Raw genomic sequence first — 20,983 nt, 5'->3', positions numbered from 1 at the left:
ACCTGTGGATAAAAACGTGGTGGAGTGGTTGACCCAAAGCGGCTCCTAACCCACCCCGTCAACGGTGCACATTCCTCTTTTACACGGGGATGGTGTACACCGGGTAAAAATGGTCGTGTGGGTCTTTGCCTTTTGCTACAAGCTGGCGGGTGTACGCTTTGATCTGTTCTCGCCGCACGGCCTCGGTGGTACCAACCCCGAGTAAAGGATTGATCATGTAGCGTCCTCTGGAGATGTTCACCACGATGTTCATCTCAACGAGCTTGCGAATGCCGCTGCGTACCACGCCTTCTTTACAAGGTTTTCCAAACAATTCGCAGTACTCACCAAAGCGGTGGATTACCTGGTCGTCGAAGCGGAACTTACCGGTATTGTAATCCACTTCGTGAACCATCAGGTAGGCCAGCAACTGCCGGGGAAGACCTTCGAGGTGGAACGTGTAGGCAAAGAACTCGGGACCAACATGGAGCCGTGGTTCAAGCAGGTACTCCCGCTGTTGTACCGGAAGGTTGATCCCGTCCTTGCGCATCGTGTCTACGGGCCTGCTGGACACTTTCCTTCGGTAGCGGTCTTCCCTTGTAGAGAATTGGATAAAGTCGTTGTGTTGCCTGCGTGGGTCTGTCTCCACGACTGCGGCGGGGTCGGGGTTTTGTGTTGTTGTTTTCATCTGGGTCGGTATTACATTTGTGGTCTTGATGGTCGACTGTCTCGCGTAGGGTTGCGCATGTAGAGCATGAGAGCGGAACAATCCCTTGTATAACGGGGATATACCCCCGAAACCGAGCAAAGTTAAGGATCGCAGCCGACGATGATACCATCCACGATACCATTATCCATGAACCCGAAATGAGAAAACTGAAGTACTCTACCGTTAACATTGATGCCGTAGGTCCCGACGGTAAAAGGATCGCCAGAACGGTCCTTTTTGTACAGTCCGGCGTTACCTACTACCACAACGCGCAGCACCTTTTGCTGGAGCTGGAACGCGGCCAGCGAGCCCTGTACGACTTCCTCTGTGAGTGGATGGATGCCACCAACACCTTTGTATTTGACGAGGAGCTGAAGGCTGCCTTCATCGCGTTTGTGTCGACGGTGACCAGCGCCAAACGGGCATACAGCAAGGGTACCGCTGCGCAGCACCTGGGTCTGTTGGTTGACCTCGGACTGGTGCTGCGGACCGATAAGCTAAACTTTTATTGTGTGAACCCAAAGTATGCCTACAAGGGTAGCGAAATCCAGCGGAAGGCATTACTGAAAAAGCTCATAGAACGAAGGGTGTCTTCGAGCCTGTCCATCGACAAGCTGGTGGATGTGCCGGTGGATCAGTTGAGTTAAAAAATTCCGTCCGCTCACTACCCCAGGGGTAACGGACGAACGGAATTATGATAATGAAACAGTTTTATGCGGCTTCCGCTTCGGTGAGTTCACCATTTTTCTGGTGTTCCCGAATGATGTTGCTCACTGTAGTTTTACCCACTGTGATCTCCATCTCCTTAAGCTCCTCGACAATTTGCAGCAAGGTCAATCCGCTCTCTTTTAGCTCAAGAATTTTTTCAATGAGAGCGGGGTCCTCTGTTTTTTTCAACTTCTTACCACCCGACTCGATAAAATGATCCAGCGACGAAGTGGACAACACAGGTTCGAAGCTGAGCCTGTCTGTGATCTTAAGGCAAATTGGACGGCTTTTCTCCGCATCAGATGCATGGTTCGCCTTTACAAGGGTTAACAGACGTCTTCCGTTGTTATCATAGGTTGAACCATCTCTCGAAAGCATCCATGCAGCGCGGGGGCCTGATGTCCAGGCCTGACTTCCAATCGCATGGTCTTTGCTGATACCTTCTCGTCCCTTAGCTACGTGGTGGAGCATCAGAACTGACGTTCCGGTTTGCCTCGCAATTACTTTAAAGTGGAAAAAAAACTTTCGAACTGCATCGGTGTCGTTTATGTTGCCGATTGGGAAGTCGGTAGCAACATCGACAACCAGCAAATCTGTCGGGTACGTTAATAGGTATTTGTAAATGTTTGGGATCGTGTTCTTACCATCAGGGAACATCAGATCTAAACCTTCGAGGTTTGTGCTGCAAGATTTATCAACAATCGAGTTTTGTAAGCGAGATTTCCAGTCCATTGCGTCGTCCTCAGTGCTCACATAAAGCACCCGTCTGTGAACAGGATTTAGGGTTTTTCCAATGAATGAATCCTTTCCAAGAACGATGTGTAGCGCAAAATCTCTTGCCAGCATCGACTTTCCTACGTCGGAGGAGCCGAACAATAGAGCAGTCTGCCCTTGAGGCATCCATCCTTCTAACAAAAAGGGGCGCGGTTCCTCTGGTTGGTTGTATAAATCGAGAGCGTTAACAACGTTCGGTACGGCAGCTTCTGATAATACTGGGGTTTGTTCAGTTGTGGTCATTTCGTAAAAAATTTAAGTGGATCTCAGCTCCACTGTGCTGCACCTTGGGAGGTGATTTGAACGTGAGTAGGGAGGTGTTCCGAACCAGTGTTGCTGGATCGTTTAGCGTATGCATGAACTTGTATAGCTCACGTTCGGCTGCAGCTGCAGCTTGTAAGTCGAATAGTGTAGTAAAGTTGCCGGTGAAATACCAGCTGTGTACAGGGGGGTGGTCGGAAAGACCAAATTTGAGCTTGTAACAGCGACACCGATCACCCGGTTCGCAATCATCGCCTGGAAAATAAGTGGAGCGGCGATGTGGCACAAAGGTAAAACGAGTCTGGTGAAAATTCCAAATTAAGTGAGGTTGAACTTATGCACAAAAATGTGCATTACTTGGGGAGTTTTGTTTGTTGTGTAAAAAGGTGAGGCTGGTTTGCGCCAGCCCCTACCCTCTGTCGACCGAAATCCGGCAGCCTTACGCAGCATTATCAAGCGGTTCGATCTCGTGTTGTATCATTCCAGGTAAAAAATCTGGTCTAATGTTGTGGAAGTAGTTCTGCAATACAGTCTGGATGCTGTCCCCCATGAAGTAAGCGATCTGGGCAGCGTTGGCGCCAGCCTGGATGTTACGTGAGGCAAAAGTGTGGCGGAATGCGTACAAGTGCCGGTCTCGGATTCCCAGCTGCTGCAAAACAGGTCGGAACGTACGCCGCAGGAATTTGTGGTCGTCGATTGGGAGGCCTTCATGGGAAACGAAAACAAAATCCGATCCCTGTCGACCAACGCATAGCTTCCACAACACCCTTCTAAGCTCGGTGTCAACACCAAGCGGTAAAAAGCGCTCATTGTCCATCTTCGTCCCCTTTTCTACACGGGCAGCCGCATGGGTACCCCTGGCGGTCCGAGCAAATGTTCTCCAGATCCTTACTTCATTTTTTTGAAAGTCGACATCTTCTACTCTCAACCCAACGGCCTCAGCGTTCCTGCAACCCGTTTGAGCCATGAAGTACACGAACCCGTAGTACTGAGAATGTAGATAATGGGAGCCTTTGGGGACAAGCGAGTCGTTCTTAAATGCGTCCAAAATCCGACGAATTTCCGTGTCCGTAAAGGGTTTGCGAGCCGCATTCTTCACTTTGGTCTTGCGCTCCGGCAACACATCAACCAGTGGGTTCATCTTGATTTTACCTTTCCGTAGCAGGTACTCGAAGAACTGAAACAGGCATCCACGCCGCTCATTGAATGTCCTCGGGCTTATCATCTCTCCGCAGAGCAGGTTCGGTACATCTTTAAGGTCGAACGAGCCCCAGCGCTCCACCATGCGCATAGAAGACCGGTAGTAGGTCGGTGTAACGGTTCTGCGCAAGCACCGGGCTTTGATGTACTCGTTAAAAGAGGCGGCAACATCAAGGGTACGCTTTTTCCTCTTTTTTACCAGGGGTTTAGACTTCGCTGGTTTTACAGCTCGTTTTACCTGCCCGGGATTTGGATGAGCGACTTTTAGCAGGCCCTTGTACCTCGATAGCGTTGTGTCGAAAGAACTGGCGAGAACGTCAGCTTCGATCTGTTGCTTGATCCGTTCGGCGGCTTCATGCGCATCCTGCCGGTGCAGGGGGACGAGCATTTCGTACCGTTTTTCCAGTGTCCAGCGTAGCCGGATGTACTGTTTTTTGTAGGTAGACAACTGGATGGTGACGGTGGGTTTCCATCGATTAATTCGCATTTTTTCCAGGTGATTGAAAGACTCAAAAAAATGAGACTCATTTTCTCACCAAACCCGCTACAGCAAAGGATTTCACCTCAACAAGTTTACCCCAAGTGACTCTTCGGGACGAAGAGGCCGCTGGTTCGAATCCAGTCATCCCGACTTAGATTCATCACAACATTCCATTATTTTTCTGTTCAAGGAAAGGATCATACGTCAAGCTGTAAAAGTTGCTGCATCGCCATTGTACGCTTTTGCAAAACCTTATTTCCCGCTCTATCCCGTTGTAGGTTGTTAACGAATGTCGCTTAGCATTCATCATCGTTTTGGCCGCAACGTTATGTATCGAGCCGCTTCTGGCAAATCATCCGCAGCTGTTATTGAACCCTACGAAGTCATTTAAGACATGTCCGACTCCTAGAGCCATTGGCTAAAATATCAACGCCGATAACATGCTCAATCAAATAAATATTATACTAAAATATTTTTGAACTTTTCCAACAAAATTCTTGTTCTCCTTCTACCGTGCAGCTATAGCTTACTTGGCCCTTGAAGACTAATATTTCTTCAATCCAAAAAACACAAAACCTATGCGGAGATTTGTCTTGGCAGCATTTCTGCTGCCTGCTCTGATCATGATTTCTTGCCAAAAAGAAGCTAAGGATAATGCTGAAGCAACACCGGGCGAAGCAGGTATTGTTGCTTTTTTAAACAGTAAGTCTGTAGGAAAAAATAATGCGGCTAATGCGCAGATGAATAACGGGACGTCGCGGCAGGCCCAATTTCAATTGCTATCGTTTGCCATTGCACGAGCCGGACTTGCCAACGAACTGAATAACCCGAAGTTTGCTTACACTTTGTTTGCACCAACCGATGAAGCATTTGCAGCAATGGGCCTGGGAACACGCCAGGCCATTAACGGTGTTCCGGTAGCACAACTTAAAGCCATTTTGCTTTATCATGTATTGAAAGGAAAAGTGCTGGCCGCACAAGTGCCCACTACGTACACGGAGCTAACGATGCTTAGCGAGCAAAAAGCTTATATCGTTCGTCGTGGTTCGGATGTTTTTATCAATGGTACACCTGTAGTGGCTGCCGATATAACGGATAAAAGTGCGGTGATCCACGCCATCGACAGGGTGTTGATGCCGCCTGCAGGAAACATTGTTGATGTGGCTGCAGCGAACCCGGACTTCACATACCTGGTGGCAGCAGTGAAAAAAGCTGGCCTTGTAAACGCATTATCCGGTCCAGGTCCGTTAACCGTGTTTGCACCAACCAACCAGGCTTTTATTGATGCAGGTTTTACAACCATTGCTTCAATAGAAGCAGCAATGCCATCGGACCTGGTTTCGATACTAACCTATCACGTGGTGGCCGGCAGGGTATTTTCTTCCGACCTTAACAATGGCCAGATGTTGACGATGCTGTCTGGTGGCAAAACCATTATTTCATTGACCAATGGCCCACAGATCGATGGGAAAAACTCTGCTCCTTCTAATATCGTTCAAACGGACATTGTTGCCACCAATGGCGTTATCCATGTGATAGACCGGGTTTTGTTGCCTTAATAAAAAATGATAAACCAACGACTCCGTGCAGGGTCGTTGGTTTATACAAAATAAGTGTTTAAACTTTTCAAGTATTAAACAGCAACAAAAAATTGCAGGCGACGCCAACGTTAGGGTCAAGTTGAAATACTGCAGCAATTGACATGATGCTGCAATAAAAAAAGCCCGCACTTGCGGGCTTTTTTTATTCTATAAGATCGTTTAGAAAGTATGCGCCAGCTTTTTCTGAGCGGCATCAGCCAGTTGGCCGATGGTGTCTTTCACAGTGCCGTAGCCCTGTTGTGCTTTTGTTTTTGCACTGCCCAAAGCCTGCTGCACCTTTTCGTTGTCTTTAAAATAATATGCAATGCCTACCACAGCGGCGCCCAATGCAACTACGGACGCAACCGTTCTCCAAGTTTTTTTGCTATTCCTGTTCATAGTGTATTTTTTTGTGTATAGATCAATACCTGTGCCGTAATTAATGGTATGCCCGATTCATTTCGCGGTAAGCTGTATGACGGTAAACATTTCTTACCGGAGGCCATATTTACGTAGCACTAATCGCCTTTGCTTTCAATAAGTCCGCCGTTGGTGTCGAAAATGGCTTTGATTTCTTTGTTGTTTGCACGGAAATCAACTTCGTACACCGTGGCGCCATTGCGTTCTTCTTTTTCCCACTCGGCGTTGGTAACGTTGGTGTATTTGCTGTTAAATGAGGACATCACCGCGGCGGGTACTTCGGAGGCTGCAATGTCGTTGTTATCGCCACAGGAGGTGAGTGCAAACGCTGCCATGGCAAAAGCTGCAAAGATGTTTTTCTGTTTCATTGTTTTTTCCAGCATGCAGATACAAAAGCTATTCCAGCCCCTTTTAGTTTTTCTTTGGCGCAAGCAAAGGCATTACAAAATAGAAGCACGTTCCATTGTGTGCCCGGGATATTTTGCTACAAACCGCAATGGAACTCATCCCTTTTTGCATTATTAGATTTTAGCTATGGTTGTTTTCCATTGTTTGTGACCGAACAATAAATAACGCTTTTTGATGCTTTGTTTCCCACTTCATAATGCGCATACATTTTGATACGTATGAACTTATCGCAAGGCAAATTGGTTGAAACATGTGCGGCACGGAAGCAAACCGAACACCGTCTTTTTATTTAATCCAGCCAGATGGAAACGGCTTAAATTGTGGGAATTATTTCAATGAAGGCATCATACGACGCTCAGTTATTTTCGGAGTTATACGATATACAGCCGCAGGCGGTCGTTTGGAATCAACCCATCTGGAACGATGCAGGAGATGCCATCATTGATTTTGAATTTGTGTACAGCAACGAGGCCGGCCTCAAATACCTGAAGCTTACACGGGAACAGTTTACCGGCCTGCGTGTGTCTAACTCTCCCACCCTTGATGATCAATTGCGTAAGTCCGTGCTGGCAGAATTGGTGCAGGTGTACCAAACCGGTGTGCCGGCAAAAACAAATGTGTTCAACAAGGCGCTCAACAAATATGCACGGGTGTACCGGTGCAAACTGCGGGAAGGCGTGCTGACGCTGGTGGAAGACCGTACCAAGGAAAACATGATCATTCAACAGCTGGAAGCACAAACAGCGCAACTGCAGGAGCAAAAAACGATGCTGCACAACCTGCTGCGTTTTTCCCCGGCTGGTATTACCGTAACCGAAGTGCTACGCGACGAAACGGGCCAGGTTGTTGATGGCAGAACAATCCTGTCGAACGATGCGGCACACCAGATGCTTTTGTTGAATGATGAGACCATCAGTTCCAAAACGGTAACGGAAATGGACCCGAACTTTTCGCAGTCCACCTTACAACAAATGGCGCTAAATGCATTGGAAACCGGTGAGCCGTTTAATGCACAATACTTTTTTGCGCCAACGCAAAAATGGATCGAGCTGTCGGTGTCGAAAATGGACGACGACCATTTGATTAATATTTTTTTAGACATCAGCCTTACCAAAGAAACACAACTGCAGGTGGAGCAGGCAGGCGAAAGGATGCAGGCGGTGTTCAATGCATCACAATCGGGCATGTTTACTTTTGCGCCCTATTTTGATGCCCATGGCGAAGTGGTGGATTTTACATTTGTGATTACTAACCCCACTTTTGCTGCTTATGTAAACGAAACGCCGGAAGTGCTGAAAGGCCGATTGGGAAGTGAATTTTTCCCGGGATATTTGACCAATGGTGTGTTTGACATGTACAAGGAAACATACTTAACGGGCAACACCATCCGAAAAGATGTGCATTATCATGTAGATGGCCATGATCTTTACCTCGACCTCCGCAGCACCAAAGTGCATGATGAAGTGCTGGTAACATTTACCGATTATTCGGAGTTGAAAAAAACCGAGTTGCGGTTGGAAAAACTGGTGGAAGAATTAAGGCGCTCCAACGCAAACCTCGAAGAATTTGCACATGCGGCTTCCCACGATTTGAAAGAGCCGATCCGCAAAATTCATGTGTTTTCTGACCGGCTGAAAAACAGCCTTGCCGACCGCTTGTCGGATTCGGAAATGAATATGTTTACCCGCATGCAAAATGCTACGCAGCGCATGACATCGCTGGTTGAAGACCTGCTTTCTTACTCCCATATCAGCGCCACACCGGCACATCCCGAATCGGTGAACCTGGGTAAAAAATTGCAACAGGTGCTATCGGACCTGGAAGTAACGATTGAGGAAAAAAAGGCTATTGTTGAAATTGGGCAGATGCCGGTGATCAAAGGTTATTCAAGACAGGTGCTGCAGTTGTTTCAAAACATCATTGCCAATTCGCTTAAGTACAGCAAACAGGATGTGCCGCCCCGGATTGAGATCACCGCTAAAATGGTGTCGGGCGCTGATGTAGCAATTGCATTGCCACCGGATGCAGCCGAACAATGCTTTCAAATGATTTCGGTAAAAGACAACGGCATTGGGTTTGAGCAACAATATGCCGACCGGATTTTCCAATTATTTCAGCGCCTGCACGGCCGCTCCGAGTTTTCGGGTACCGGCATCGGCCTTTCTATTGCCCGCAAAGTTATGGACAATCACCATGGCTACATTTGGGCAGAATCTGAACTTGGAGAAGGTGCCAAGTTTCATATGCTTTTTCCCTGCGCAGGTTAGTTTTTGATTACCGTAAAAATCTCATTATACCGTCGTTATACCGGCAGCGTAATCCTGTAAATAGGCAAATTTTTCAGTAAGCTTTCCGCCACGAACAATTGTTGCACGATCCAATATGTCAGAGCCGCCACTAATCAAATCAGGCAAAACATATTTGATCAACTGCTCGCCAAAATACCGCGATGCATCGCGAGGTAATTCATTGGGCAGGTTGCCAACTGCCACCACATCCACCGAGTTGTCCGCATAGGGTTCAGTTTTTTCCAATGTTGTTTTACTTACACCATACACCGGGTTTTCAATCGATTGATCGCCCAGGTTGATGGGCACCGAACCATGTTCGTCGTCGGTAATATCAGAGATCACGGAAATGCGAAAGTCGGGTTGCTGCACATCTTCCCGCTCAAACAGGCGGGGCACGTTATTGTCCCAATAAACACCATTGAGCAGTATGTCGGTGTGTGGTAAATACTGGGGGAACAGCGACCGGTATTTTTGAGGCTGCTCGTGAAAATCTTCGCGGTTGTAACCACCTGTTTCTTTATGTGCGTACAGGTCGGAACCTTTCAATTGTACATACACCGGGTATTCAAATGAACGGCTGCAGTATTCCTCTCGTTCCACTTCAATAATGCCCATCAGGTTCATTACTTCGAGTACACCATGCGCTACGCGGCCCGAACCGGTGACCGCCACTTTTATGTTGGGAATATGCAATCCGAAATATGCATGAATTAATCGACGGAAACTCCTCTGCCGGTACACCCGCTCCAGTTCAAAACTACCCGTTCGTTTGCCATACACCATGATGCCATTGTGTGCACCCACCACGCCTGCAAAAAAGCCAAAGCCAATGATGCGTTGCCCGTCCGAATGTTCAAGGCATTCAAAATCGATAAGTGTAATGTTGCGTTCGATGATCGCTTGCAACAGTTTTTGATTGTGCGGCTGCGCTTTTTTGGTGTGCGAAAAAAACAGGTAGGTTTTGCCGGGAATTAGTTGTTGTACCGGCACTTCTTTGATGCCCATCAGCACATCGCAATCGCTTACGTCGGTTACCACCGGAATGCCGTTGCGCTGGTATTCCGCATCGCTAAAACAACGCGAACTGCAGCTTTGCACCTTAATAGTTAAGCCAGCAAATTTTTTAACAAGCCACTTGCATTGGCTGGGCGTCAGCGCTACGCGGTTGTCGGCCGGCACTTTGCCCTCTCTGATTAGTCCGATGGTCATAATTTAAAGGTAAGCGGAACAGCGCAACAGTTGGCAATGCCGCTATTGCGAATGGAATGGGTTATTTTTGCAACGGAAAAAAATAGCATGGAATATTTTGAGCTTTTTGAAATACCGGTGCAGTTGGAAGTGGATAAGAAAACGCTGCGGGCAAAGTACCTGGAGTTGAGCCGGAAATATCACCCCGATTATTTTGCCAATGCTTCGGCGCCGGAGCAACAAGAAGCATTGGATGCAACAGCGGGTTTGAACAAAGCATTTAAAACTTTGGGCAATCGTGAGGATACAATCCGTTATGTGTTGCAACAAAAAGGACTGTTGGTTGATGACGAGAAGTATGCATTGTCGCCGGACTTTTTGATGGAGATGCTGGAAATAAATGAAGCCATTGCAGAAGCAGGCATGGACGCCGATGGAGCGGGAAAAGCAGCAGTGGCGCAGCAATTAAAAAACTGGGAACATGAAATCTACGAACCTGTGGCGCAAATTGTGGCAAGTTATCACGACGGTGTTACTACCGAAAAAGAGTTGTTGCAAGTGAAGGAATATTTTTATCGTAAAAAATATTTGGAACGATTGAAACATCAATTGGATGGAATATCGTAATATTGCCGCCCATCGCCCGGGTGGCGGAACTGGTAGACGCAGCAGACTCAAAATCTGCCGCCAGCAATGGTGTATCGGTTCGATTCCGATCTCGGGCACGCCGTAATGGTGTTTGTAAAAAAGGAGGCTTCGTGCCTCCTTTTTTCGTTGTATGTACAGTTGTCAATGCAGCAGTGTTATATTTTTCATACACCATCAGGTGGTGCTGTTTCTAATGCTGCTTTTGCAGGATCGATAGCCGGCTTCGGCTTAATGTCGAATACAAAAGGCTTATTCACCAACTCATAAGATTCGTTTAATTGGCTGCAATTAAAAAAGCGTATTCCGTTGCGGACAACCTTGCCATACGATTCGTGTATGTGGCCAAACAAGTGAACCTGCGGCTGAACCCGCTGCAAGCAAGGCAACAGGTCTTTATCGCCGTTGTTGCGGCCATTGAGCACCTGGTCCAAAATGCCAAAAGGCGGGCCGTGGGTAATGAGTACATCGGTTTCATCGGGCACCAGGTTCCAGTGTTTGCGCAGCGCCACGCCACGTTGCCGATTGAAGGCCCAGTTGTGAAAAAAAGGTGTTACCGGCGAACCCCAGAAATTGATTCCGTTGATGCAAACGCCGCTATCATTCAGGTAATGCACATTGTTTGGTAGTAGGGGCTCGATTACGCCCTTTTTTGTTTTTTCAAAAAAGAAGTCATGGTTACCAGCAATGAGTATTTTATGCGCAAAAGGCTGCGCACCAAACCACTGCAAAAAGTCCAGTATTTCCGCTTTTAATCCCCTGGAACTTACATCACCGGCATGAACCAGCACATCGCCTTTCGGCAGTTTGATGGAATGATGACGGCAATGTGTGTCGGAAATGGCAACAATTTTCAAGAATTAAAATGATGTTTTGTTTACAAAAAATCAGTGCAACAATTTCAAAGTAAAACTTAGCGAAAAAAACAAAAAGCTGCCCGTCGGCAGCTTTCCATTTTAAGCACCTTTACCGGTGCTCCTGTCCCGGTTCGCCGATTGATCTTGCGAACGCTCCTGCGGCTCAGATGGTTTGGCACCCGATGCATTTTTTTTATGGTTTGATTTTCCTTTTTGTTCTGCCGAACCAAATGGCTGGTTGCTTTGGTTACTGCCGCCACGGCCTGCACTGCCACTTTTGTTGTTATCATCTCTGCCTGACATACGCAAAAAATTTTGGGGTAAAAAAATATTGTCCAATACCTTTCCTGCCACTTTTGTGCCAGCTCAATAAACGGCCCAACCATTGAGGTCCTGGTGTTGTTGTTTGCTGTTGCTTTTTCAAAAAAATATACATGTCCCCTAAACCATTCATACTCCTTGCATTTGTAGCCGCTCAATACGAAGTGGCGGCACAACAAACCGACACACTGCCCACCACCGAACTGCCCGAAGTAATGGTGCAGGCATACGAACAGGGCCGCAGGCTGCGCGATGTACCGGCAGCAGTGCAGGTAATAGGCCGCAGTGCGCTGGCACGTTTTGCACCGCTCTCACTCGTTTCAGCAGTTAACGCGGCACCTGGTGTGCGACTGGAAGAACGTTCGCCGGGCTCCTATCGATTCAATATCCGGGGCAGTTCGCTTCGGTCGCCGTTTGGCGTACGCAATGTAAAAGTGTACTACAACGACCTGCCGTTTACCCTACCTGGCGGCACCACTTATTTCAACAACCTTGGCTTTTATAATGTGCAACACATGGAAGTGATAAAGGGCCCCGGTAGTAGCCTGTACGGCGCGGGCACCGGAGGCGTGTTGCTGCTCGAAAATTTATCGCCAACGACAGAAACAGGTGTAGAGGCGGCTTACACACTTCGCTCCTTCGGCACCCACCAAGGCCAGGTGGCTATTACTACTGGAAATGATCTAATGACCAATCGCTTCCAGGTGCAGCACCAGCAAAGTGATGGCTTTCGCGACCACAGTGCGCTGAAGCGAACCGTCGCCGATTGGACCGGTCATTTTAAAACTGGTGAAAAAAGCCTGCTCAAAACCTCGTTTTTGTACAGCAACCTCGAGTACCAAACACCCGGTGCACTCACCGAAGCGGAATACAAAGCCAACCGTAAAGGAGCCCGGCCCGGATCGGCTGCAGCGGCCGCCGCTATCCGCCAACAAACCTTGCTGGCCGGCGCATCGCTGGAGCAGGAACTGGCTCCGCTCCTGAAAAATAAAACGGTTGTGTATGCCGCTGCCACGCAGCTCACTAATCCTAACCTTCGTGGATATGACGAAAGCCTGGAGCCGCACACCGGCGGCCGCACCATATTTTCTTATGCGCCACGGCTAGCAACTGCAACCGTGCTGTTGCAGGCAGGCGCCGAAGTGCAGGCCGGCTGGGGCGCCATTACCAATTCGAAAAACGTTGGCGGCCGGCCCGACTCGCTGCGCTATTCCGATGCGGTACGCACCACGCAGGCGCTTTATTTTGCACAGGCAACATTGGGATTGCAGCGTTGGCAACTCACGGGCGGGCTATCAGCCAACAGCCTGAATGTTCGCTACCGCAGGTCGCAGCCACAAACTGCCGGTAACCTAACCCGCAAATTTGAACAGGAACTGGCTGGCAGGCTGGCACTGCTGTACCGTTTGGAAAAAATTAGTTTTTACTCCAGCGTTTCCAGTGGTTTTTCGCCACCCACACTCAGCGAGTTGCTGCCCACCGGTGGTGCGATCAACACAGCGTTGGACCCGGAAAGCGGCGTCAATTACGACCTTGGTGCCCGTGGCGCTTTTGGCCGCTTTTCATTTGATGCCAACCTTTTTTATTTTTCGCTGCGCAATACCATCGTGCAGCGCCGCGATGCTGGCGGCGGCGACTTTTACCTCAATAGCGGTAAAACCGGCCAGATCGGTGCCGAAGGCAGTTTTCAATACCAGCTCACCCAATTGCCACAAAACAACAGCAACATCTGGCTGAGCGCTACCCTGTTCGATTTCCGGTACCGCGATTTTAAACCGTTAGAAAATGATTTTAGCGATAATAAGCTCCCGGGTATTGCGCCGTTTTCGCTGGCGTCCGGCATCGACTGGCGGCTGGCCGATTGGGCATTTTACCTGAATTATTTATACAATGGCCGCACTCCGCTCAACGATGCCAATACGGCCTTTGCAGAGGGTTATCATTTGCTGGGCGTGCAGGTGCAACGCAGTTTTCAATTGGGCACCAGAACCAATCTGCGTTGCTTTGCCGGCGTTGAAAACATTTTGGATGAAACGTATAGCCTGGGCAACGACTTAAATGGCTTTGGTGGGCGTTTTTACAATGCAGCACCCGGTCGCAATTATTTCGGCGGCGTTGCATTTTCGGTTGCGCAAAAGAAATAACTGCAACCAGTTTAAAAGCAAAATATGGAAATTATCGCGGCGCTGTTACCAAAACAGCAGCCGCAGTATTTGCAGCCAATTCCTAAAAAGGTACATTTGTTTATGGGCCAGTATTCAATGGGTGATGCGATTCAAAAATTTTTGCAGGGCAGCCGCCTCAAGGGCGATATGCAGGCCATGCAGCTGGAGGTGGTTTGGGAAAAATTAATGGGCAAGACCATTGCGAAATATACCGACCGGATCAAGATCGTGAACCGCACCTTGTATATTACCACCAACGTAGCGCCGCTGAAACAGGAACTGCAGTACCAAAAGGAAACAATAAAGCTTCGTGTGAACGAAGCTTTACAATCAAATGAAATAAAGGAGGTGGTAATTCAATAATTCCACGGGTAGGCACGGTCTTCGGTAACGGTCTGCCCCTGCTCGATTGCATTTTTCAACAGGTCGTTTTCCGACAACACACCTTTAAATTCCAGTCCATCGTAAATGGCCATGTAGCGGGTGTTATACCGATCCAGCATTTGCATTAAATACTCCATCGAATCGGTTGGATTGGCAACGGGAAGTTTTCGGTTCATCATATCACCCACGGTCAGTTCCGACATGGGTTTGTCGGCAAACAACAACTTCTGAGTAATGTCGTGCTCCGACAGCAAGCCCACAAATTTTTCGCCTTCCAGCACAATTAGGTACTCTGCGTTTTCACAGCACATTTGATACAGCGCATCGGTAAGCAAATGACCCGGAGTAGTGGTGTTGAACTGCGGAAATTTGGAATCCAGGATTTCGGTTAATCTAGTCATGGCCAAAGGATTTAAAGCAAGCAAAATGGGTTACATTATAAAGTTACCTATTTAAACTCGTTCGCTGCCATGACAAAAATCACCCCCACACAGTTTTTATTAACTGATGAATTAGAGCCTCCGCGGGTTAAGGCTTTTGTGCAGTTGTGTATAAAACAGGCGGGTAAAAAATTCTTGCTGTTTCACCAGTGGACCGGCTATTTAATCCTTACCCGTGGATCCAACACGCCATAAAGGATATCCGCCAAAATATTAACTACGATAAAAAATGTAGCCGTGATGAGCACCGAGCCCATCACTACGGGGAAATCGAGTTTCTCCAAAGCATCAACAGTAACCTTGCCTATGCCGCGCCATCCAAAAATGTATTCGATAAAAAATGCGCCGGCTAGGAGTTCGGCAAACCAACCTGTCACCGCTGTGAGTACCGGGTTCAAAGCATTGCGTACGCCATGTGTCCAGATCACTTGCCGCGGCGCTAAACCTTTTGCATAAGCAGTGCGCATAAAATCCTGCTGCATTACATCGAGCAGTGCGCTGCGGGTAAGTTGGGTGATGATTGCCAGTGGCCGGATGCCCAAGGTGATGGCGGGCAAAATTCCATTTTGCAAGGTGAGCTTTCTTTCGCCGGTCTGCACGTCAATATCAAACCAACTGCCCGTGAGGTGCAGGCCCGTGTATTGGCTCCACACAAACCCAAACAGGTAAGCGATGAAGATGCCCATAAAAAACGAAGGTGCCGAAATGCCCACGATGGAAGTGGCCAACGCAGTCGTATCGAGCCAGGTGCCCCTGCGGGTGGCTGCCAGCACACCCAGCGGTATGCCCAGCGCCACCGCAATGGCCATCGCCGCGACGGCCAGCATGATGGTGCCGGGCAAAACTTCGAGCAACACATCGGTAACCGGTTTGCGGCTTTGGTACGACGTGCGGAGGTAAGGCAGCTTCAATCCAACTTTGTATTCCCCGCCAATGAAAATGCCGTTTAGTTTTTTGGATTCAATGGCAGCTGCGCTGTGCACGGCCAGCGGCGAAACATCGTTGAGGTACAGCAATGCCTGCTGCCATTTGGGTTGGTCCAAATTCAATTCTTTCCGGATGGCGGCCTGCGTGGCTGCATCGCCGGTTTGGCCCATCACCAGCCGGGCCGGGTCGCCAAAGCCCTGGAACAGCACAAAAACCAACCCCACTACGCCCAGCAGCACCAGCAGCCCGTACCATATTTTTTGGAGGATAAACCGGAGCATAGGCTGCTGTTTATTTCAAAACTTTGAATTGAGGGATGAAAAACGGGCCGACTGCTTTTTACCAGCCAACGCCAGCCGCAAACTGCATAAAGCCAACAAAGCGGTGATGGGTGTGAAAATGGCTTTTTCCATGGCGCTATTCGACAGGAGGTTGCCCACTGTATTCATTAAAAATAGAACAGCCATCATCCAAAACGCTACCTGGAAAATAATGCTAGGAAACCTATTCGGAATAACTCGTGCAGCCAGAAGCACTACAAATAACATAACAAAGTTGACGAGAATAGACACCCATTCAAACCGCACCATTTCCTCATTATTTTTTAACCGCCCGCCCCAAACCATATCATAGGGCACAATACCGCCCAACACCAGGAAATGAAAAATGATGGTGCAGGTAAAAATTACCAGCATGATTCGGGCGGCTACATTTTCAGAAATCAAGTTGCGCATAAGCATGAACGTTATTGGTCGCGGTTAAGCAGCGTGCACAGATTAATTAAAAGGCTTCGTCGATCTGGCGCTTGCTGTATTTCTGTTGAATCGTTCCCCTTTTCAAATGATACAGCGTTGGGTTGGTGCGGGCAGCGGTGCGAACGGCGGTAAAGTCAAGCGAAAAAACAGAAACATTGGAGATGCCCTTTTCTGCCAAAAATTGCGCTTGCCCTTGCAGCGGCGCAGATGTGGCCACCAGCACCGGAATGCCTCTACTTGAAGCAGTTTGCGCCAGTCGGGCAAAATCATCCGCCCAATCTGGTCCTGCATTGCCCAATTGTTCCGCAATAAGAAGATATGCTTCGGGCAGGGCCAGCACTGCATCGGTACTGTCAGCACCGGAAAGCCCGGTGAGTGCAAAGCCTTTAATGGACGGTTCGGCATTGCCCTTGCGCACCAGTTTATCTACACGGCTTACATATTTGTACGTGCCCAAGTCGGCAGGTAAATTAGATGCATCGAATGCGTGTTGTATGCCCTCTTTTTCATACACAAACTGGATCACGAACGAATCGGGGCGGGCACCAGCGGGTATCTGCATTTGCTGGCTGATGTTGGCACCTTTTTTAAACGGCAGGCAGTCGGCAAAAGGCAGGTACTGCAACACATACCATTGCACCGCAAGTGTGGCCGCTATTGCTGCAAATAACAGCGCTCCTGCCCTTGCGGGCCGCACCCACGGCTGTATGTAGCGCCGGCCCCACCACAGCACCAGTATCATCACCAGCAGCGCAATGTCTTTAAGCAACGATGCCAACGGAGAAATGGGCAGGCAATCGCCAAAGCAGCCGCAGTTTTTAAACTTGCCCGAGCCGTATGCATAAGCAGTGAGAAATGTAAAGAATACGATCAACACCAATAGCAAACGCAATACTGCTTTGGGCCGCCAGCCAGCCAACAGCGCAACTCCTGAGCCAATCTCCAGCGTAATCATCACAATGGAAAGCGGCAATGTGTATTCGTGCAGCCACTGGAACAGCGCAATAAGCGGCGCTTTTGCAAAAAAGCCCGATGCGGCCAGGTCGGCCGACCATACCTCGAAGAATTCCTGCATTTTATAACTTAACCCCAGCGGGTCGTTGGCTTTTACCAATCCCGACAGGATGAATAAAACGCCAACCAGTATGCGAAAAATATGCGTGGTGATGGCCATGCGTCAATTTTAAACCGCAGCCTGCCGCCGTAAAATGGTAGCAAATACCGCGTAGTTAATGATGTCGTGATAATTGGCGTCGAGCCCTTCACTGATGAGGGTTTGCCCGCCATTGGCAATGATCTGGCGCATGCGGTGCAGCTTCATCAGGATCAGGTCTACAAAGCTTTCCTGGCTCATATGCCGCCATGCTTCGCCGTAGTCGTGGTTTTTGTCGTGCATGAGCGCTTTTACAACAGTAATTACATCCTTATAACGAGATATTGTTTCGTCCACTTCCAGGTCGTCCGGCGCATCGGTCGGCAGTTGCATTTGCATCAATCCAATCACAGCATAATTAATGATGCCAATGAAGTCACCTTCCAGGTCATCATGCACCCGCTGCACACCTTTTTCCTGAATGGTGCGGATGCGCTGTGCCTTGATGTAAATTTGGTCGGTAATGGAAATAGGCCGCAGCACCCGCCATGCAGTGCCGTAATCGGCGGTTTTTTTTGCAAAAATGTCGAGGCAATTTTTGATCACCGCATCATACTGTGCATCCGTTCGCTGCTGTTCTGTTGTCATGCGCTAAAATTAAGCGCAGAACTTTTTCCGCAGGCCATTTTTTATAAACACAAAGCGGGAATAAAGCCAAGTGCAAAAACATTTTGCGGCACATTGGACAGCACACTGCATTTCCTTCGGCACACATGAATGCAGCCCAAAAGGGTCTATCTTGCTGTGCAAACTGCGCCTTCAAAATGAACAGCATCAACTGCCGCGGCCGCTTACTCCATTTCGATGAGCCCCGGATCATGGGCATTTTAAATACCACGCCTGATTCGTTTTTCTCCGGATCTAGAACGGCAAGCCTGGAAGCGGTGGTGGAACGGGCCGGCAAATTATTGGAGCAAGGCGCAGCCATCATCGACATCGGCGGACAAAGCACCCGCCCCAATGCAGAGCGGGTGGCTGCGGAGGAGGAAGCGGAACGTGTATTCCCGGCCATTGAAGCAGTTGCGCACCATTTTCCGGAAGCCATTATTTCGATCGATACATTTTATGCAACCGTAGCACTTGGTGCGGTGGAACGTGGCGCTGCCATTGTTAACGATGTAAGTGCGGGCTCGCTGGACGCTGCGCTGCTGCCCACGGTGGCCAAATTAGGCGTGCCATATGTGCTGATGCACATGCAGGGCAACCCGCAAAATATGCAGCAGGCGCCGCAGTACAACAACGTGGTGTTAGATGTATTTGACTACCTCAATTTCCGCATTGCCGAATTGCGGGCCATGGGCATTAAGGACATTATTGTTGATCCTGGTTTTGGTTTCGGCAAAACAGCTGCGCATAATTTTGAATTGATGTCGCGGCTCGAGTACTTTCAGCAATTAGAACACCCGCTGCTGGTGGGCATTTCCCGTAAAGGCATGGTGTACCGCACATTGGGCATCAGCGCCGACGAGGCATTGAACGGCACCACCGTTTTGCATACTGTAAGCCTGATGAAAGGTGCCCAAATATTGCGGGTGCACGATGTGGCCGAAGCGGTGCAGGCCGTTAGGCTGGTAGCGGCACTAAATGGTGAATTATAAAGGCTGTTCGCCGGATCAGTCAATCGCTTTGCGCAAATAAAAAACCGGGCGGGTATTTAATTTTTGTATAAACCTGCCGGGTGTCCCGAACCGATTCTGTTGCTGGTGCAGAGTCTATTTGCTGTACCACCTGAACCAGTTCCCATCCCTCGTCGGTGGCAAATTGCAACACTTGCGACTGGTTGGCGAAATAATTATAAATACCCCGTGCCGTGTCCTTAATAGCAGGATAATAGTTGTCCTTGTTATTGGTTACACTCCGTTCATTTATAAAAGGAACCAGGTCATAGAAACTTTGTGCATACGGGTTCGCCGGTTCCGGCAGCATTTGCAAATAACTTTTTTTTGCTTCATAGTCCCAGTCGCTTCTAACCTCTAAAATCAGGTAAGTAAATTTGGGGCCCCATTGGGCGTGTAGTTGTCCAAAGGCAATAGAAAAAGCTAACAGCAGCAGTAGTCGCATTGTCTTGGTTTTGCGGGTAAATTAATTACTGCATGCCAATCGTTTTTATCAAACCATAGCATCTCATTCCAAAAAAAGAGCACCTGCTGGCTGCTCTTGTTCATTGTGCAAATACCGGGCATATATGGGACCAATGGTAAATGTTTTCAAAGGATGGATTAGAGTTTTACGCTAAGCAGGTACAGTCAAAGCAGGTGCAGTTTGGTTGGACTAAAAACGGGCCTCATCCACGAAAAACGGCTCATCGTGTGATGAGCCGTAAAATTGCGATATTTTATATGTGTACCCGTTTATTATCGGCCACCACCGCCATTTGTCGGCGAACCGGGTGCATTTGCCGATGGAGCGCCATCGTTCACATCGAGTATCTCAATATCAAAAACAAGGTTTTCGTTTGGCTTAATATCCGGCGAAGGCGGGTTAGCGCCATAAGCCAAAGACGACGGGATGAACAGGCGGGCTTTCGAGCCTTTGCTCAGGCCACGTACCCCTTCTTCAAAACCTTTGATCATGGGGCTGGCGCCAACCACAAAAGTCAGCGGGTCGGTGTGTTTGAAGGTGTCGTCCATATTGGTGTCAAACACTTTGCCTTCCAGCGTTTGCCCTTTGTACATGAGGCTTACACCTTTGCCATCGGTAATCTGTGTGCCGGCGCCGGGTTGCAGCACCTGCACATATGTGCCCTGCCCCACTTTCTTGGCCTGGATGCCATTTTTGGTAAAATGGGCTTGCAGTGCTTTGTCATCGGCGGCCAGTTGTTGCTGGATCGTTTTATCGTTTTTAAACGCCGTTTCCCGCTCCTTGGCTTCGTCGGCCTGTGCCTCTTCCGGCGATTTAAATACTCGCTGCACTTTCAGCGAAGAAATTAAGCGGTCGCCTTTTTTCAGTTCGGGAGGCAAGGGCTGCGCCTGCGGGTTCTTGGCCTGGCGGGCCATAAAGGTATCGATCAGCTGTACGGCGTACACGCTATCGCCTTCTTTCAGCATCGTCAACACTTCCGAAATGTCGTAGGGCTGGCTCTGGCCGGTCACCTGGAAATAGATCGGGGCATCGGGCTGGCCGGGTCCGGGAATAACGGTGCTGTCGTTGATCGACTGGCGGTAGCTGATCTTGATGATGCTACCGGGTTTTACGCTGTCGCCTTTGCTGCTCGAAAAAACCTGGTACGGCATGCCGCCTGCAGTTTTTTTATATTCAACCTGGTTGCAGGCCGTCAGTGCCAGGCCGGCTGCCGCCACGCACAAAAGCTGTCTGGAAAATTGCATTGGAAGTGTTT

Annotated in this window: 22 protein-coding genes and 1 tRNA gene; 8 read left to right on the top strand and 15 right to left on the bottom strand. The window is 48.9% G+C overall.

All coding sequences use genetic code 11. From position 1 onward, the window contains the following. Positions 1-79: 79 nt before the first annotated feature. A complete protein-coding gene (locus DRJ53_RS01705) occupies positions 80-667 on the bottom strand; it encodes a hypothetical protein (protein WP_123893295.1) in 588 nt (195 codons plus the stop codon). Positions 668-846: 179 nt separating this feature from the next. Here DRJ53_RS01705 and DRJ53_RS01700 point away from each other — a divergent pair, with 179 nt between their 5' ends. Next, positions 847-1,335 (top strand): hypothetical protein, encoded by a 489-nt coding sequence (locus tag DRJ53_RS01700; protein WP_114233849.1) that lies wholly within the window; start codon positions 847-849, stop codon positions 1,333-1,335. A 64-nt stretch (positions 1,336-1,399) separates the two neighbouring features. Here DRJ53_RS01700 and DRJ53_RS01695 read toward each other — a convergent pair whose 3' ends face one another. Further along, positions 1,400-2,413 carry an AAA family ATPase gene (locus tag DRJ53_RS01695; RefSeq protein WP_114233848.1) on the bottom strand — a complete coding sequence of 338 codons (1,014 nt, stop codon included), beginning with the start codon at positions 2,411-2,413 and terminating at the stop codon, positions 1,400-1,402. A 457-nt stretch (positions 2,414-2,870) separates the two neighbouring features. Continuing rightward, the gene (locus DRJ53_RS01690) at positions 2,871-4,118 is read right to left on the bottom strand and encodes a tyrosine-type recombinase/integrase (protein ID WP_114233847.1); all 1,248 of its coding nucleotides are present in this window, start codon (positions 4,116-4,118) and stop codon (positions 2,871-2,873) included. A gap of 572 nt (positions 4,119-4,690) precedes the next feature. Between DRJ53_RS01690 and DRJ53_RS01685 the strand changes: the two genes are divergently transcribed. Beyond that, a complete protein-coding gene (locus DRJ53_RS01685; RefSeq protein WP_114233846.1) occupies positions 4,691-5,671 on the top strand; it encodes a fasciclin domain-containing protein in 981 nt (326 codons plus the stop codon). Positions 5,672-5,872: 201 nt separating this feature from the next. Here the strand turns inward: DRJ53_RS01685 and DRJ53_RS01680 are convergent, their stop codons facing one another. Continuing rightward, positions 5,873-6,091 carry a hypothetical protein gene (locus DRJ53_RS01680; RefSeq protein WP_114233845.1) on the bottom strand — a complete coding sequence of 73 codons (219 nt, stop codon included), beginning with the start codon at positions 6,089-6,091 and terminating at the stop codon, positions 5,873-5,875. A 119-nt stretch (positions 6,092-6,210) separates the two neighbouring features. After that, positions 6,211-6,480, bottom strand: a complete 270-nt coding sequence (locus DRJ53_RS01675) for a hypothetical protein (protein WP_123893293.1) — start codon at positions 6,478-6,480, stop codon at positions 6,211-6,213. Positions 6,481-6,855: 375 nt separating this feature from the next. Here DRJ53_RS01675 and DRJ53_RS01670 point away from each other — a divergent pair, with 375 nt between their 5' ends. After that, entirely contained in the window at positions 6,856-8,787 is a 1,932-nt protein-coding gene (locus tag DRJ53_RS01670; RefSeq protein WP_114233843.1) for a PAS domain-containing sensor histidine kinase, read from the top strand. A 24-nt stretch (positions 8,788-8,811) separates the two neighbouring features. On the opposite strand, the gene DRJ53_RS01665 is transcribed toward DRJ53_RS01670, so the two are convergent. After that, a complete protein-coding gene (locus DRJ53_RS01665) occupies positions 8,812-10,020 on the bottom strand; it encodes an NAD(P)-dependent oxidoreductase (RefSeq protein ID WP_114233842.1) in 1,209 nt (402 codons plus the stop codon). A gap of 87 nt (positions 10,021-10,107) precedes the next feature. Here DRJ53_RS01665 and hscB point away from each other — a divergent pair, with 87 nt between their 5' ends. Both hscB and DRJ53_RS01655 read left to right on the top strand, forming a co-directional pair. Continuing rightward, positions 10,108-10,626, top strand: a complete 519-nt coding sequence (gene hscB, locus DRJ53_RS01660) for a Fe-S protein assembly co-chaperone HscB (protein ID WP_162303783.1) — start codon at positions 10,108-10,110, stop codon at positions 10,624-10,626. 14 nt (positions 10,627-10,640) lie between these two features. After that, positions 10,641-10,724, top strand: a tRNA-Leu gene (locus DRJ53_RS01655). 87 nt (positions 10,725-10,811) lie between these two features. On the opposite strand, the gene DRJ53_RS01650 is transcribed toward DRJ53_RS01655, so the two are convergent. Further along, positions 10,812-11,501 carry a metallophosphatase domain-containing protein gene (locus DRJ53_RS01650; RefSeq protein WP_114233840.1) on the bottom strand — a complete coding sequence of 230 codons (690 nt, stop codon included), beginning with the start codon at positions 11,499-11,501 and terminating at the stop codon, positions 10,812-10,814. 99 nt (positions 11,502-11,600) lie between these two features. Beyond that, on the bottom strand, positions 11,601-11,804 hold the full coding sequence (locus DRJ53_RS01645) for a hypothetical protein (protein WP_114233839.1): 204 nt from the start codon (positions 11,802-11,804) through the stop codon (positions 11,601-11,603). A 131-nt stretch (positions 11,805-11,935) separates the two neighbouring features. Here DRJ53_RS01645 and DRJ53_RS01640 point away from each other — a divergent pair, with 131 nt between their 5' ends. Both DRJ53_RS01640 and DRJ53_RS01635 read left to right on the top strand, forming a co-directional pair. Further along, positions 11,936-13,966 (top strand): TonB-dependent receptor, encoded by a 2,031-nt coding sequence (locus tag DRJ53_RS01640; protein ID WP_114233838.1) that lies wholly within the window; start codon positions 11,936-11,938, stop codon positions 13,964-13,966. A 24-nt stretch (positions 13,967-13,990) separates the two neighbouring features. Next, entirely contained in the window at positions 13,991-14,350 is a 360-nt protein-coding gene (locus DRJ53_RS01635) for a DciA family protein (protein WP_241558420.1), read from the top strand. Here the strand turns inward: DRJ53_RS01635 and DRJ53_RS01630 are convergent. The 5 genes from DRJ53_RS01630 to DRJ53_RS01610 all read right to left on the bottom strand — a co-directional run bounded on the left by DRJ53_RS01630 (position 14,344) and on the right by DRJ53_RS01610 (position 18,234). Continuing rightward, the gene (locus tag DRJ53_RS01630) at positions 14,344-14,772 is read right to left on the bottom strand and encodes a CBS domain-containing protein (protein ID WP_114233837.1); all 429 of its coding nucleotides are present in this window, start codon (positions 14,770-14,772) and stop codon (positions 14,344-14,346) included. The genes DRJ53_RS01635 and DRJ53_RS01630 overlap by 7 nt on opposite strands. A 197-nt stretch (positions 14,773-14,969) precedes the next feature. After that, positions 14,970-16,019, bottom strand: coding sequence for an ABC transporter permease (locus tag DRJ53_RS01625; protein WP_114233836.1), 1,050 nt, complete (start codon positions 16,017-16,019; stop codon positions 14,970-14,972). Positions 16,020-16,034: 15 nt separating this feature from the next. Next, positions 16,035-16,472 (bottom strand): hypothetical protein, encoded by a 438-nt coding sequence (locus DRJ53_RS01620; RefSeq protein WP_123893291.1) that lies wholly within the window; start codon positions 16,470-16,472, stop codon positions 16,035-16,037. Positions 16,473-16,518: 46 nt separating this feature from the next. Beyond that, positions 16,519-17,667 carry a BT_3928 family protein gene (locus DRJ53_RS01615; protein ID WP_114233834.1) on the bottom strand — a complete coding sequence of 383 codons (1,149 nt, stop codon included), beginning with the start codon at positions 17,665-17,667 and terminating at the stop codon, positions 16,519-16,521. Between the two features lie 9 nt (positions 17,668-17,676). Beyond that, positions 17,677-18,234: a DUF1599 domain-containing protein gene (locus tag DRJ53_RS01610; protein WP_114233833.1), complete on the bottom strand. Its 558-nt coding sequence runs from the start codon at positions 18,232-18,234 to the stop codon at positions 17,677-17,679. Between the two features lie 176 nt (positions 18,235-18,410). Here DRJ53_RS01610 and folP point away from each other — a divergent pair, with 176 nt between their 5' ends. Next, positions 18,411-19,244 carry a dihydropteroate synthase gene (gene folP, locus DRJ53_RS01605; protein ID WP_114233832.1) on the top strand — a complete coding sequence of 278 codons (834 nt, stop codon included), beginning with the start codon at positions 18,411-18,413 and terminating at the stop codon, positions 19,242-19,244. Between the two features lie 19 nt (positions 19,245-19,263). On the opposite strand, the gene DRJ53_RS01600 is transcribed toward folP, so the two are convergent. Both DRJ53_RS01600 and DRJ53_RS01595 read right to left on the bottom strand, forming a co-directional pair. Next, positions 19,264-19,707 carry a hypothetical protein gene (locus DRJ53_RS01600; RefSeq protein WP_114233831.1) on the bottom strand — a complete coding sequence of 148 codons (444 nt, stop codon included), beginning with the start codon at positions 19,705-19,707 and terminating at the stop codon, positions 19,264-19,266. A gap of 293 nt (positions 19,708-20,000) precedes the next feature. After that, positions 20,001-20,972, bottom strand: a complete 972-nt coding sequence (locus DRJ53_RS01595; RefSeq protein WP_114233830.1) for an FKBP-type peptidyl-prolyl cis-trans isomerase — start codon at positions 20,970-20,972, stop codon at positions 20,001-20,003. Positions 20,973-20,983 lie beyond the last annotated feature (11 nt).

The sequence above is a fragment of the Paracnuella aquatica genome (assembly GCF_003332885.2).
Classification (GTDB): Bacteria; Bacteroidota; Bacteroidia; order Chitinophagales; family Chitinophagaceae; genus Flavisolibacter; species Flavisolibacter aquaticus.
Note: the sequence above shows the minus strand (reverse complement) of the source record. Positions and strands in the feature narration are given on the sequence as shown.

What these genes read in the sequence shown, in the direction of transcription:
- DRJ53_RS01630 (WP_114233837.1), bottom strand. Translation starts at nt 14,772, where the DNA reads ATGACTAGATTAACCGAAATCCTGGATTCCAAATTTCCGCAGTTCAAC.
- DRJ53_RS01695 (WP_114233848.1), bottom strand. Translation starts at nt 2,413, where the DNA reads ATGACCACAACTGAACAAACCCCAGTATTATCAGAAGCTGCCGTACCG.
- DRJ53_RS01685 (WP_114233846.1), top strand. Translation starts at nt 4,691, where the DNA reads ATGCGGAGATTTGTCTTGGCAGCATTTCTGCTGCCTGCTCTGATCATG.
- DRJ53_RS01625 (WP_114233836.1), bottom strand. Translation starts at nt 16,019, where the DNA reads ATGCTCCGGTTTATCCTCCAAAAAATATGGTACGGGCTGCTGGTGCTG.
- DRJ53_RS01675 (WP_123893293.1), bottom strand. Translation starts at nt 6,480, where the DNA reads ATGAAACAGAAAAACATCTTTGCAGCTTTTGCCATGGCAGCGTTTGCA.
- folP (WP_114233832.1), top strand. Translation starts at nt 18,411, where the DNA reads ATGAACAGCATCAACTGCCGCGGCCGCTTACTCCATTTCGATGAGCCC.
- hscB (WP_162303783.1), top strand. Translation starts at nt 10,108, where the DNA reads ATGGAATATTTTGAGCTTTTTGAAATACCGGTGCAGTTGGAAGTGGAT.
- DRJ53_RS01700 (WP_114233849.1), top strand. Translation starts at nt 847, where the DNA reads ATGAGAAAACTGAAGTACTCTACCGTTAACATTGATGCCGTAGGTCCC.
- DRJ53_RS01615 (WP_114233834.1), bottom strand. Translation starts at nt 17,667, where the DNA reads ATGGCCATCACCACGCATATTTTTCGCATACTGGTTGGCGTTTTATTC.
- DRJ53_RS01635 (WP_241558420.1), top strand. Translation starts at nt 13,991, where the DNA reads ATGGAAATTATCGCGGCGCTGTTACCAAAACAGCAGCCGCAGTATTTG.
- DRJ53_RS01645 (WP_114233839.1), bottom strand. Translation starts at nt 11,804, where the DNA reads ATGTCAGGCAGAGATGATAACAACAAAAGTGGCAGTGCAGGCCGTGGC.
- DRJ53_RS01610 (WP_114233833.1), bottom strand. Translation starts at nt 18,234, where the DNA reads ATGACAACAGAACAGCAGCGAACGGATGCACAGTATGATGCGGTGATC.
- DRJ53_RS01670 (WP_114233843.1), top strand. Translation starts at nt 6,856, where the DNA reads ATGAAGGCATCATACGACGCTCAGTTATTTTCGGAGTTATACGATATA.
- DRJ53_RS01665 (WP_114233842.1), bottom strand. Translation starts at nt 10,020, where the DNA reads ATGACCATCGGACTAATCAGAGAGGGCAAAGTGCCGGCCGACAACCGC.
- DRJ53_RS01620 (WP_123893291.1), bottom strand. Translation starts at nt 16,472, where the DNA reads ATGCGCAACTTGATTTCTGAAAATGTAGCCGCCCGAATCATGCTGGTA.
- DRJ53_RS01705 (WP_123893295.1), bottom strand. Translation starts at nt 667, where the DNA reads ATGAAAACAACAACACAAAACCCCGACCCCGCCGCAGTCGTGGAGACA.
- DRJ53_RS01680 (WP_114233845.1), bottom strand. Translation starts at nt 6,091, where the DNA reads ATGAACAGGAATAGCAAAAAAACTTGGAGAACGGTTGCGTCCGTAGTT.
- DRJ53_RS01600 (WP_114233831.1), bottom strand. Translation starts at nt 19,707, where the DNA reads ATGCGACTACTGCTGCTGTTAGCTTTTTCTATTGCCTTTGGACAACTA.
- DRJ53_RS01640 (WP_114233838.1), top strand. Translation starts at nt 11,936, where the DNA reads ATGTCCCCTAAACCATTCATACTCCTTGCATTTGTAGCCGCTCAATAC.
- DRJ53_RS01595 (WP_114233830.1), bottom strand. Translation starts at nt 20,972, where the DNA reads ATGCAATTTTCCAGACAGCTTTTGTGCGTGGCGGCAGCCGGCCTGGCA.
- DRJ53_RS01690 (WP_114233847.1), bottom strand. Translation starts at nt 4,118, where the DNA reads ATGCGAATTAATCGATGGAAACCCACCGTCACCATCCAGTTGTCTACC.